The sequence below is a fragment of the Metabacillus idriensis genome, from assembly GCF_050483325.1.
In the GTDB taxonomy this organism is placed as follows: Bacteria; Bacillota; Bacilli; order Bacillales; family Bacillaceae; genus Bacillus_P; species Bacillus_P idriensis_A.
The window spans coordinates 52,713-64,684 of record NZ_JBCMYF010000022.1; the positions used below are offsets into that span (position 1 = coordinate 52,713).

The 11,972-nt window shown below is 39.2% G+C and carries 16 protein-coding genes; 3 read left to right on the forward strand and 13 right to left on the reverse strand.

The window, feature by feature from the left end; genetic code table 11:
- Window positions 1-12: 12 nt before the first annotated feature.
- The 3 genes from ABEQ24_RS13460 to deoD all read right to left on the reverse strand — a co-directional run bounded on the left by ABEQ24_RS13460 (window position 13) and on the right by deoD (window position 2,284).
- Complete coding sequence (locus ABEQ24_RS13460; protein WP_430007265.1) at window positions 13-537, reverse strand: mismatch-specific DNA-glycosylase; 525 nt, start codon at window positions 535-537, stop codon at window positions 13-15.
- Window positions 537-1,313, reverse strand: coding sequence for a M15 family metallopeptidase (locus ABEQ24_RS13465; protein WP_430007280.1), 777 nt, complete (start codon window positions 1,311-1,313; stop codon window positions 537-539). The genes ABEQ24_RS13460 and ABEQ24_RS13465 overlap by 1 nt, the downstream gene beginning before the upstream one ends.
- Before the next feature lie 269 nt (window positions 1,314-1,582).
- Window positions 1,583-2,284: a purine-nucleoside phosphorylase gene (deoD, locus tag ABEQ24_RS13470; protein ID WP_430007266.1), complete on the reverse strand. Its 702-nt coding sequence runs from the start codon at window positions 2,282-2,284 to the stop codon at window positions 1,583-1,585.
- Between the two features lie 180 nt (window positions 2,285-2,464).
- Between deoD and ABEQ24_RS13475 the strand changes: the two genes are divergently transcribed.
- On the forward strand, window positions 2,465-2,608 hold the full coding sequence (locus tag ABEQ24_RS13475; protein ID WP_165970898.1) for a hypothetical protein: 144 nt from the start codon (window positions 2,465-2,467) through the stop codon (window positions 2,606-2,608).
- Window positions 2,609-2,706: 98 nt separating this feature from the next.
- On the opposite strand, the gene ABEQ24_RS13480 is transcribed toward ABEQ24_RS13475, so the two are convergent.
- A complete protein-coding gene (locus ABEQ24_RS13480; RefSeq protein ID WP_430007267.1) occupies window positions 2,707-3,336 on the reverse strand; it encodes a phosphatase PAP2 family protein in 630 nt (209 codons plus the stop codon).
- A 24-nt stretch (window positions 3,337-3,360) separates the two neighbouring features.
- Window positions 3,361-3,504, reverse strand: coding sequence for a hypothetical protein (locus tag ABEQ24_RS13485; protein ID WP_430007268.1), 144 nt, complete (start codon window positions 3,502-3,504; stop codon window positions 3,361-3,363).
- Window positions 3,505-3,757: 253 nt separating this feature from the next.
- Between ABEQ24_RS13485 and ABEQ24_RS13490 the strand changes: the two genes are divergently transcribed.
- The gene (locus tag ABEQ24_RS13490) at window positions 3,758-4,435 is read left to right on the forward strand and encodes a glycerophosphodiester phosphodiesterase (protein WP_430007281.1); all 678 of its coding nucleotides are present in this window, start codon (window positions 3,758-3,760) and stop codon (window positions 4,433-4,435) included.
- A gap of 39 nt (window positions 4,436-4,474) precedes the next feature.
- On the opposite strand, the gene ABEQ24_RS13495 is transcribed toward ABEQ24_RS13490, so the two are convergent.
- The 8 genes from ABEQ24_RS13495 to ABEQ24_RS13530 form a co-directional block, all read right to left on the reverse strand.
- Window positions 4,475-5,347 carry a sulfite exporter TauE/SafE family protein gene (locus ABEQ24_RS13495; RefSeq protein ID WP_430007269.1) on the reverse strand — a complete coding sequence of 291 codons (873 nt, stop codon included), beginning with the start codon at window positions 5,345-5,347 and terminating at the stop codon, window positions 4,475-4,477.
- Between the two features lie 263 nt (window positions 5,348-5,610).
- On the reverse strand, window positions 5,611-6,651 hold the full coding sequence (locus tag ABEQ24_RS13500) for a class I SAM-dependent methyltransferase (protein ID WP_430007270.1): 1,041 nt from the start codon (window positions 6,649-6,651) through the stop codon (window positions 5,611-5,613).
- Window positions 6,652-7,577: 926 nt separating this feature from the next.
- The gene (locus tag ABEQ24_RS13505) at window positions 7,578-7,895 is read right to left on the reverse strand and encodes a hypothetical protein (protein WP_430007271.1); all 318 of its coding nucleotides are present in this window, start codon (window positions 7,893-7,895) and stop codon (window positions 7,578-7,580) included.
- A 14-nt stretch (window positions 7,896-7,909) separates the two neighbouring features.
- On the reverse strand, window positions 7,910-8,197 hold the full coding sequence (locus tag ABEQ24_RS13510; RefSeq protein WP_430007272.1) for a hypothetical protein: 288 nt from the start codon (window positions 8,195-8,197) through the stop codon (window positions 7,910-7,912).
- 190 nt (window positions 8,198-8,387) lie between these two features.
- Entirely contained in the window at window positions 8,388-8,849 is a 462-nt protein-coding gene (locus ABEQ24_RS13515; RefSeq protein WP_430007273.1) for a helix-hairpin-helix domain-containing protein, read from the reverse strand.
- A 77-nt stretch (window positions 8,850-8,926) separates the two neighbouring features.
- Window positions 8,927-9,697 carry a sporulation protein gene (locus ABEQ24_RS13520; RefSeq protein WP_430007274.1) on the reverse strand — a complete coding sequence of 257 codons (771 nt, stop codon included), beginning with the start codon at window positions 9,695-9,697 and terminating at the stop codon, window positions 8,927-8,929.
- Window positions 9,684-10,490: a serine/threonine protein kinase gene (locus tag ABEQ24_RS13525; RefSeq protein WP_430007275.1), complete on the reverse strand. Its 807-nt coding sequence runs from the start codon at window positions 10,488-10,490 to the stop codon at window positions 9,684-9,686. The genes ABEQ24_RS13520 and ABEQ24_RS13525 overlap by 14 nt, the downstream gene beginning before the upstream one ends.
- 14 nt (window positions 10,491-10,504) lie before the next feature.
- Window positions 10,505-10,669: a hypothetical protein gene (locus ABEQ24_RS13530; protein WP_430007276.1), complete on the reverse strand. Its 165-nt coding sequence runs from the start codon at window positions 10,667-10,669 to the stop codon at window positions 10,505-10,507.
- A 97-nt stretch (window positions 10,670-10,766) separates the two neighbouring features.
- Between ABEQ24_RS13530 and ABEQ24_RS13535 the strand changes: the two genes are divergently transcribed.
- On the forward strand, window positions 10,767-11,852 hold the full coding sequence (locus ABEQ24_RS13535; protein ID WP_430007277.1) for a DUF2515 family protein: 1,086 nt from the start codon (window positions 10,767-10,769) through the stop codon (window positions 11,850-11,852).
- Window positions 11,853-11,972 lie beyond the last annotated feature (120 nt).

An 11,972-nucleotide genomic window follows, 5' to 3' on the forward strand; every position in this document is an offset into this window, starting at 1 on the left:
AGCAGGTTCTCATTATTTGAGAACCTGCTTTTCTTTTAGAAGTTTTGTTAAATCCTTGTAGATGGCGACAATTTCATCCTGCTTCATTCTTACCAGACCGCTTGAAGATGGAGCTGTGAATTCCGCAACGCCACGTGCAGTCGATTCAGGCTGGAGGCCCCAATCTGCCTTCTTTTTTCCGCTGTACGATAAATAAACACCTTTACCGACAAAGCAGGCTATTTTAGGCTGATAGAACAAAAGCTTGTTTAAGAGCTCTTTTTTGCCTGTCCGATATTCTTCAGCTGTTATTTCAGCAGCAGCTTTTGTTGGCCGGTGAACGATATTTGTAAAACCAAATCCTTTTTCAAGCAGAGCTGTATCTTCACTGGGCCTATAAAGCCTGTCCGTTATTCCTGCCTGATAAAGAATTTTCCAAAAACGATTGCTTTTACTTGCATAATGGTGCATAACTTCTGCGGAATACAAACTCGGATTAAACCCGATGAAGATCACATCCAGATCATGCCTCAACAGATCAAGATCAGGATGATTCATTATATTTTCTTCACTTTATCAAAAAATTCTTCGAGCGTCAGATCGTTTTTATACATTTCAGCCGCTTCATTTACTCCTACATAGCGTAAATGCCAAGGTTCGTATGCAAACTGAGTAATGTCTTCTTTTCCTTTTTGATAGCGGATAATAAAGCCGAATCTATGGGCATTCTCTTTCACCCATTTCCCTTCAGGCGTATCTCCGAATTTTTCGGTGATGTCCATACCTGCGCTTTTGCTTGTCACATCCATGGCAAGTCCTGTCTGATGCTCGCTTTGACCCGGAAGTGCGACTGTTTCAAGTGCCGCTTCATCACCTTTTCGAGCTTTCTCAACATTTAGAATACCAGTTTGGCGTTCATATGATCTATAGCCGGATACAGCAAATAGCTCAATGCCTTCTTTTGTTGCCTGTGCAAACATCTTCTCAAGCGCAGCGGCAGCTTCTTTGCGAATGTAACGCTGAGGAACTTCCGTATCTCCAAAAGAAAACTCAACCTTTGGAGACACAAGGTCAGCAGGCTCATATGTTGAAGGAAGAGAGTATTCCTTATTTACGAGCACCATTCGATTTTCGGGATTCTTAATGGTCGGCTTTCCATTAACTTCTTGAATCTGGTTGAAGAATTGCTCTTCTAATTGAAATTGTGCCGTTTCCTCTTTAGGTTCTTCTACTGGCTTCTGATTTTCCTGCTGAGTTTCAGATTGGCCTTCTTCAAATGGATTAAGATCCTTTGACAGCTGAATTCCTGAACATGCCGAAAGGAAAAACGCCATTGGAATAATCGTCGTTACAGTTGCTTTTTTAAAGTTCAAAATTAGTTCACCCTACCTGCCTGTATGTCTTTCATGCTTTCATTTTATCACTATTGCCTAAAATGAGAAAAACTATATCTGTCAATTGTGGCAGATCTTGTCGAAAAATAGAGAAAACGCACGAAAAAATTTTCGTGCGCTTCTTTTTTGCTCTTACTTAAACGCTGTTGAGAGTAATCTTCAGAAAAAACTGACTATCGGTTCCCTGTTCAACATCGTTTTTTAATATTTTATTTAATTGCTGCCTCTAAAGCAATTTCCATCATCTCATTAAACGTCGTTTGACGTTCTTCAGAAGTTGTTTCTTCGCCTGTTAAAATGTGATCGCTTACTGTTAGTACAGATAAAGCCTGGCGGCCGAACTTAGCTGCAAGCGTATATAGCGCAGCTGATTCCATTTCGATTGCAAGTACACCGTATTTCGCCCATTTTTCAAGCTCAGAATTGTCATTATAGAACATATCTGCTGTAAAGACGTTGCCTACTTTTAATTTTAACCCTTTTTCTGTTCCGGCATCGTATGCATGCTTCAGCAATTCAAAATCTGCTGTCGGTGCATAATCAACACCGCCGAAAGTCATTCTGTTCATTTGAGAATCAGTTGATGCACTCATTGCCAGAATCACGTCTCTTACTTTTACATCCTGCTGAATCGCACCGCATGTTCCAACGCGGATTAATTTTTGAACATTATAGCTTTGCATAAGTTCATTAACATAAATGGCGATGGATGGAACACCCATTCCCGTACCCTGTACAGAGATGCGATGCCCTTTATAAGTTCCAGTATATCCGAGCATGCCGCGTACTTCGTTATAGCATACTGCATCTTCTAAAAACGTTTCTGCTATATATTTAGCACGTAGCGGATCTCCAGGCAATAAAATGGATTCTGCGATTTCATTTGGTTTTGCTCCTATGTGAACACTCATTGTTCATACCTCCAGTTATATGTATAAAAAGGTGCTTTTTCAATATACCATAATCTGCGCTAAAAAATCATATCTCCTTCTACATTTCCGATTTATCCGGCATCTTATACATGAAATTTATTTACTGTAGTGAAAATCGCTCGTTATGTAAAAAATAGAATGGACAAGGAGGGATTACATTTGGGCAAAAAACACCGCAATCGTATCAATGGTCAGAAAAAGAACAATCACATACCGCCTGAAGCAATTGAAGCAGAAGAAAATGCACACGGCAAAGAAGAAACTTCAGCTAAACGAAAAAATGGGCCCGGCCACAACCTTTAAACGTAAAAAGGCAGCGATCTGAAATCGCAGCCTTCTTCATTTGAGGGGAATCTTGTTTATTTTCTTCCAGCCCCTTGTTTTATCCCAATCTGCTTCCTTTACTTAGTAACTGGCCTTGATTTTTTTATTTTAGCATTTATTATTTCATACATTTTTATCAGGATAAGAAGCCATACCATCCCTGCAGAAAACCCCGCTAAAATGTCAATTAAGTAATGAACGCCAAGATAGATCCTGCTTGTTCCGATAACGCCGACCAGTATAGCTGTCATACTGATCAGCCATTTACTTTTGCGTTCATTTAAAGACGTGCCCTCAAGAATTATATAGCAAAGAAAACCATAAAATGCCGTTGAATTCATCGCATGACCGCTTGGAAAGCTGTAATGCGCGGCATGGATAACGGCATCAAACGATGGTCTTTCGCGGTGAAAAAAATCCTTCAGCTCAATATTAATAAAGCGAGTGGAATAAAATGTGCCCCATAAAAAGATAACAGGCAAAAATTTTCTGAAAAATAAAAGGAAAACAGATGCGATAATCATGAGAGGATATTCCACTTTTATTGAACCAATATCACTGATGGTAATAAATAAAGCCGTAAAAGCCTCTGTGCGAAATTCTTCTGCACCTCTTACAACCGAATTATCCAGCATCTGAACGCCATCTATCCGGTAAAGTACAGCGAAAAATAGAAAAAGAAAAAGAAAAAGAGCTATATTTTTCAATGGTTCTCCTCCCCCGCTGCATCCCTAGATTTTTTTATGTTTTTTTTGTTCTTTATGTCCAGGAGCAGGCTTTGCTTTATGGGCAATCTCAGCCGAATATTCTTCCTGATGCTTATCAGACTGTTTTTTTGCCTTTTGCTCAGCACTATTTTGATGTTTATGCGCCATACAAGTTCCTCCTTTTTTTAAAAAGTTGTTACTCTTTTATGGTTTCAAAAAGCCGCAGAAACATTCATACAAACGCTTTGTACATTAATGGCATATAGTAGGGTAAAAGACTCAGTTTCAGTCAGAAAGGGTGATTTAACTGAGATATCTCGGGACCCTCATCTTTTTTCTTTCTTATATTATTATTGTACATTTTTCTCTGGCGGATGGATCACAAGCCTCAGGCGGAAATCTCCTGATTGCACACAGAGGACTGTCATCACAGGCTCCAGAAAATACAATGACAGCATTTGATAGGGCCGCACGTGAAGGTTTTGATATGATTGAGCTTGATGTTCAAATGAGCAAGGACAAACATTTGATTGTGATGCACGACCTCTCCCTCAAGAGAACAGCAGGTCTTGATGAAAAAGTAGCAGATCTGACGCTGAAAGAGATAAAGAATCTTGATGCTGGCCTGTGGTATAACGAATCGTTTAAAGGTGAGCAAATCCCAACGCTGGATGAGGTCTTTATAAAATATAAGAATCAGCATCATCTGCTGATTGATTTAAAACGCCCCTCTTTATATCCCGGCATTGAAAAAGTTTTAACTGATTCGATTTTAAACGCCTACTCTCCCCGCGAGTTTTCTTTGCTCTCTATACAATCCACTGAACTAAAAAGTATTATGCTTTTAAACATCTTGCTGCCGCAAATAAACAAAGGCCTCGTCATATCCTCTCCAATTCCCTATCATCAGTTAAACGGACTGGGTCATGAAATTGATTTTATCACTCTGCATAAACGATGCCTGAATCTTTATGTTTATCAGCAGGCCAAACGGGCGAAGCTGACTTTGTATATTTGGGGCATACACAATAAATATGATTACAGGAACGTAAAAAGACTAGCTGTAGATGGTGTTGTTGTGAAGGAAAGGTTTGATTAGAAATCAGAAAACAAATCAAGCTAATGTAAAAAAATCCGCTCAATTAGAACGGATTTTTTTTCGGCTGGTGATAACGGATGCTGCCATTTTTATATATAATAACCCTAAAAATATAAACAGAATGACCATTCCCAATACCTCAAACCTGATCAGTTTCATTCCAACGCTTACTGCTGTGAAAAAATACAGCAGCCCCAGAAGCAATTTCATTTCTGCATGGTCAAATTTGTCTGTCATATAAGCTCCGGCCTGTGCACCTGCAAGACCTCCTGCAATCAGGAAAGCGCCAGTAGATAAATCAATCGGAGATTTTATAAAATACGTAATAAAGCCTATGCTGACAATAAATAAAACACTGAGAAGACTTGTCCCGATTGCGTCCTTAGGATGAAAACCGGATAACGAAATCAGCAGCGGAACGATGATAAACCCTCCGCCTACACCAAGCAGTGTTGAAATAAAGCCCCCAAGTGCTCCTGTAAGAATCAAAAGAACAATTGCCCATTTCTTAATTGGCTTTCCTTTAGGATTCTTCGTCTTTTTCTTAAATAGCATGCTCCAGCCAAAATAACTCAACAGGAGAATATATGACAGCGGAATCACAGCATCATCATAACCATGCTGATTTAAGAAAAAAACGAAAGGATTGGCGGCCTGTGTTGCTGCCATTCCGCTTATCCCCATAATGAAAGCTTCTTTCCATCTGACGTTTTTCATTTTAAGATGCGCAAACATACCAGAAAGAGATGTTCCGATTGTATATAATAAACTGATTGTTATGGCAGTGATTGGTTCAATATTCAAAAGCAGCAGGACAGGCGTTAAAATAAAGCCGCCGCCAACACCAAAAAATCCGGATAAAACTCCAATCAGCAGTCCCATTACAACAAAAACAATAAAAATATGTACCACACCTTAAGGCAGATTTTAAACTCATCTCTTATTTTATAGATGGCCGCTGTAAAAGAAAAGGTTATGCCTTATTTTCATAATGGTCTTAATATTCACTAAAAAAAGGCTGATAAATCAGCCCTTTCAATCGAATTTCCATTAAAACTGAAATCATGCGTTAAATGTTCCCCGCCCTTAAAAAAAGACAGACTCTTTCCTTCTATTACAGGTATTCCTAAAAGAAAGCATGGCGGTCATTTTCAAATAGGCAATAGACCTTTACTTTAGCGCGGTCTGGCAATTATGCCATTATGAACTTTAATAAAACCGTGTCTCAGGATATCAAAACCGTTTTCATAAACATACAGCCCCATTTGCTGAATCGTCATTAATTCCCTGTACGTATGGTTCATGACATCAGCCATTATTTGATAATATAATTTTGACTTCAGCTGAGCTCGCGGAGTTGTTAATATCGCATATCCTCCATCTTTTAAAAACTTTCTGTGCCAATCAATTGATTCTGGTTTTTGCTCATCCGGAAAATGTTCAATCATCCCTACACTGATCACGATATCGAACTCCTTGCCAAAAGGCAGATTCCGAATGTCATCAACTAAATAAGTGATATGAAAATCCTTCTTATACCAAACTTTTGGGGCGCCTGTCACAGGATTTTCACCCAAAAATGGATAATGCTCAGGAAATTCGGCAAACCGGCCGTCCCGGCAAAAAGGATCATAGTCCACCATGACAATCTCACCGCCTGGATACATGGCAGCAAGCTGCATGGCTTCATACCCTTCTGCAGCCCCTAAAAAAAGAATTCTTGGCCTTGAAACATGCAGTCCCTCAAACATAGCTCTTTTCCCCCGGGGATCCCAGATGCCATCTTCAATGCGGTGAATATAATTCCAAAGCCTGAGCTTCATTGATTTACCGAGAACTTCCTTCACCTCAGCCGGACGGAATGAGGCAAAGCTTTTCATCAGTTCATCGTTTAATGCATTCATTTCTGCAGGTACATCTTTTACAAACCATTCATGAAAGGATTTATTAAAGTACTGCCATGATGTGTGAACGGGCATGGCTTTTTGATTTTCGTTTTCCCAGTCCTTGCGATCTTTTGCATATGTTTTGACTTCATATGGTTTTCCAACGTCCTTCCACGAAAGGAGCGACCAATCCCGCACCAGATTCGCTGAAAAAAACTCATCTTTTTCTTCCTCCGTATAGGTGCGAAGATCAATTTTAAAGCTTTCTGATAAAGCCGTTTTACCAATATCACTTTCTGTAAAGGGACGTACAGCAGCTTCTGTCGGCATGGAAAACCTCCATTGAATTCTGAATTATAAGTTAATTTTATCAACCTTTATACGTATTAGCAATGAATTGTTCAGTGATGACACTGATGAATTTTAGGTGTCCTTTTAAATTTTGCAGCGGACTTGATAACAGAACGTGAGCTGTTTTATTGCTTCTGCTCATTGTGTGCGAGGCTTACCTTTGCTAAATTGATTATTTAGAACATACTTTATTTAAATCATATTATCTATTTGCTCTCAATCTGGAGATCTCAAAGTATGAAAATAATAAAAAACTACGAAAAACAGAGGAATTGGGAGATTAAGCAGTTGTAATCGCTTTATTTCACCTTAAACAGATTATTCTGAATGTTTAGTTATTGTAAAGTTTTTGTTAAGATGAATTTACTCACTCATAGGAAGGCGTGATTCCAATGACGACGGTAAGCGAAGCATATCAGAATCACATCTGGCAAAAAATCAGCCTGTGAAAACTGATTTTGAGATGTGTGGATATGCGGGAAAACGGAAATCTGACTGAGGGGATGATTCCAATGACGACGGTGAGCGAAGCATGCTAAGCTAAGAACATGATGCAGATGAAAATAGCCCGTGAAACCTATTTTCGCACCATGGAGGGCATGCGGGGAAATCAAAAAAGTATTTGAATAAACTGATCGAATCCGTGCAAGACATTAATTGAAAGAAATCAATTGATTCAAAGCAACGAATGGTTATTAGTAAGAAAGGAAAGAACAAAAAAGTGAATATGTTTGATTCAAGATAAGACGCTGTTTATGTTCTGTATACATAGACAGCGTTTTGTTTTGTGTTTTTTGCTATCGACTATTAAGTAAAGCTTGTTGATCTTTTTTGCATGAACAACAATCAATTAAAAAAGCCTTATAAAAAGACGTTTCTAAAAATAGAAACGCCTTCCCTCCCGCCTATTCAGCTGCTTGCGCTTCCACAGACTTATATTCTTCCTCCAGATATTGCAGGAAGCGGTCTGCAGCATCATGCACCGGTCCAAATTTCCCTGTGTCCTGAATCCGCTGTTTAGCAGCATCTATATAAGGATAATAAGCAGCCTGAATTTCCAGGTCCTTGATTAATTGTTCCCGCGTTTTATCCAATACTGTATACTTTCTAGTCCAAAGATTCTCACACATATCCACTTTCAACCCTTCCCTTTTTACAAGAAGCACGGAGCTCGCTTCGTTTCTCTTTATGTATCTAGTTTCGATATCAATCTTCTGATTCATGATTTCTGCTAAGTTTAAACTGTTTCTAATAGTGTCGAAGACAAAAACGGGAACTTTTCAGCCGTTTCTTCTCCGTACTCCTCCGTAAGAGCTGCTGCGAGCATGCTTGAGACCGTTTCTCTTTTTTGAATATCAAATGACACGATTTCACCGGCATTTAATCCAAATGTAAGGCCTGTATGCGTGTAGCCAATAAAAAAGCGGTCAGTCTGCAGGCTTTTAATGACATCTTTTTTCTCTATCCCGAGAGTGACTAAAGATAACTTCCCTTTTTCTGTGCCGATTTCAATTTCGTAGATCATGGCTGCATCCTCCTTAAGTTTTCATGCAAAAAAAGTATATAATGCACATGACAACCGTTTCATGTTCAGTCAGAAATGAATTGTCTTTCTATACTATACGTTTCGGACTGCTCTTTTTTTGTCTGTTCTCTTGAAATGGGGCAGTATTTCCTGCTGAAACCTTTGATTAAAAGGATGAAAAAGGGCTTTTTTACTCGTTCCAAGCCTTTACAGGGCGGTCATCAGGGTAACCGAACCTCTCCCTGTATTCTTTGCGCTCCGCAGTAAAATCCCACCAGTTTTTATCACTTTCCGGATGATTAGCATGATGAACCACACATCGCATAACATCTTCTACACAAGGATCCATCCATACTCCGTATAGTTTCTCAAGTTCGTGAACAAGCTCTTCTCCTCTCCTGTTCTTCACGTCATCTAAAGAAGTGAGACAAAGGTCCACAGCCAGATTATGGGCAAGCTTTGGCCCAACTGACGGAATAGACTGAAAGACAGCATGTCCAATCAATTCCCGTGCGCGTTGATTTGAAACATCAATTAAATCAGCTAAGTCCGCTGGTTTCATCTCTTTTATATCTGTTCGTTTTATTTTGTTCTTTCTCAGCTGTTCCCTCTCTTTATTCGTAAGCGGAAGCTTTGGTGATTTTTGTTTCATTGCTCTCTCCTCTCCTTTTCAATTAAAATAGCAAATTAAAAACAGCAGTGGTAAATTCTTCACTGCTGTCAATTTGGTTAACTATACCGCTGAATGACATCTTCAAGCGTTCTTTTGATTGATCCCTGATCCGGATTGGTGATCATGACTTTCACCAGTGATTCATCCATTTCAAGTGCTTCTGATAAAAACCCTCCAAGTCCTCTGGCCCTGCGATCTACCTCGAGCAGCAGTTCTACGCCCTGATTACTTATATTAGAAATAACGACCTCAAGTTCGTCGAGCTTCCCGCGGAATGGTCCTGCGGTCGGATAGAATTCAAATTCCTGAATGAATGGCAGTCTCTTTCGCAAATGATAGGGAGCTGCCTCGTTTTCTACTTTTCTCAAGTTAAATCCAAGGTCCCTCAGTGCGGAGAAGATGGTCTGCACGAGAGGCGGCGCTGCCACTTCTAAAAAGTCTTTATCACTCGGGTCAACTGCACCTTTAATATCAAGGCCGGTTTCAAGCCAGACCTTTGATGAGCCAATGGTGATCGGTGTATCGGCTGGCAATGGAAAAGCAAAAGGTATTTCTTTAATTTCATTGGCCATGATCACAAATGGTTCATTTATTTTCACCTTTGTAATGGTTGCAGTCTGGTGGTATTTCTTATCATCTGATTCTTTTAAATAAGTTGTTTGAAGAGACAGGTAGATTTCATCGATTTGCTGTTCGATGTTTCCGCCTTGAACGTGAATGATCCCTTTCAGCTCTTCCCCCAAAACGATTTTATCAGAAGCTAAACGTGCATCCACCTTTGCTGCACCTATTCCGACACTTGAAAGAATTTTATTAAAAAATGACATTCTGCTCTCTCCCATCCGCACACTTCAATACTTCCTCCATAAGCTCATCAATTGAATCATATGGCTTTAGAAGCTTGAGCATCCGTTTTATAATTTCTTTGCCTAGTGCTGATAAAATAAGTTCGTCTTCCCAGCTTCTGTTTTTTCCCGAAGAAGGAACATAGCCTGAATACAATAAAAAAAGCACGAAATGTCCCAAAGCAAAAAAATCGCTTTGATAGGAAACCTCTCTGAATAGCATCTTTTCCCCGGAGTATTTTGTTTCTGATTTACATACTTCTTTAGAATCACTCAGCCTTCTTGCTAATCCAAAATCAATAATATGAATGGACTGATTATTCTTCATGATAATGTTTGGTATTCTCAGATCTCTGTGAACAATGCCATTGTCATGAAGAATCTTTACAGCCTTTAATACTTTCAACAATATATGAAAAGATTCCTTCTCTCCAAATGATTCTTTCTGAATAAATATCAAATCCTCGAAGGTCTTGCCTTCAACATACTCCATAGAAATAAAATGTTTCTTCTCCCATTGAAAAGATTCGTAAAAATCGGGAAAAGCAGCATAACACAGGCTTGATTGAATCTTTGCCTCCCGCAAAAATGAGTGCATTCCTTTGCCAGAACGAGCTTTATACGCTCTAAGCTGCTTTACAACGGCATACTTTTGATCATGAAGATCTTTTGTAAGATACGTAATGCCATAGCTGCCCTTTCCCAGTACTTTTTTTATGAGATATTGGCGGTTAATTGTCTTGCCCGGTGTTAACGGCCGTTCCCCATATTTCAAAAAAAGGTTCACCATTAACTGCTGTATGATCTTGAAAAACGGCTTGATCCAAATTTCCGCTTATAATGCTTGTGGCCATATTTTGCGGGATTTGAGTAATGTCTGTTCCTGCGGTCACTGCTGCTGTATCTGCGATGTGATTTTTTTCCTAAAAATGATTTGATCAGTTTTTTTAACATATTGATCCCTCTTTCTTTATTTACTACGTTTCATGAGAACAAAAGTTTCAGCTTTTTCATATGTAAGTAGGAGGCACGGATATAGGAGCTGGCTAGTATGAAGATCCTCCCGCTTTTTAAGAAAAAAGCATTACCTGTCCTTTTACCCAATGCAGAAAAAGTAAACCTCGAAAAAACTCTGTCAGAGTCTTTGGAAATGAAAAGTCCCCTTGTACTGTTTGGTGAAGAAAGACTTGCAGTACGGGAAATAAAAGCTCAGACTGCGGCACTGAACAAGAACAACCTGACAAGAACAGCAGCTTATTTAGCTTTTTATATTAATCACCCTGAAATACATTGGTCATTTCTTGCCCATATGGTGTCAAGAAACGGTGGCTACTGCATGACCGATTTAAAAAATGGCATTGTCGGTCAGTTTCTCCCTGAAAAAGAAATAGCCGCCCTTTTCCATTTTCTTGAATCCGCAAACGCCCTTATTTTTCATGATGCCTATCCTCAGCTGCTGTTATACGAACAAAGCCTTTTAGCAGGAAAGCCTCTTTTTCATTTATTGCCGGCATTAAATGTTTCGCGATTTATGAAACCAATATGGGAGCTGTTTTTTAAAAAGAGACAATCTGACGTCCTTACCCTTGCCTTAATAACCAACGAGCAAAATTATGTGGAAAAACAGCTTGTGTCAAAATCCTCCATCCTGAAAACATTCCCATTTGCCGTTCAGGAAAAGTGCGGACTTACAAAGGTTGTCTTCCCTTATAAAAAGCATTTTTATGATACTAAATATTCGCTTGCAGGGACGGAAATAGGAAACTTTGTTAATTCTGCAGCAAGAATCAAAATAGGCAAGGAGCTTTATCAAACTCTTTTCCACCCAGCCGTCTTTAATGAGGCCTTGCTTTATTCAAAACATACGCCTCATACAGGGTCCAGAAGCGACTACTGGCCTCACCTTTTCACTCCAAATAAAGAGAAGCTTAAAATTCAGAGCCCTACACTTCAAGAAGTGTGGGAAGATATTGCCCATCCGTTCCAAAGATACAGCGATTGGCTGATAAATACAAAGCAGATCACTGAGTTTGACGCATTTCAGCAAACAAGCTCCTATAAGGACATAACAAAAAATGTAAGAATGGATTTACTTAAACTCAGCTCACTCCAATTGATTACGAAAAAAGTGTTATGAATGGTTAATTAGAAAGGCTATTATCGTAAACATTGTTGCTTCGAGACTAGATGTTTAAAAACATTAGTGGATTGCAGCGGGTAAACTTGACTCCTGCAGGAAAATAGAGCGAAATGGAAG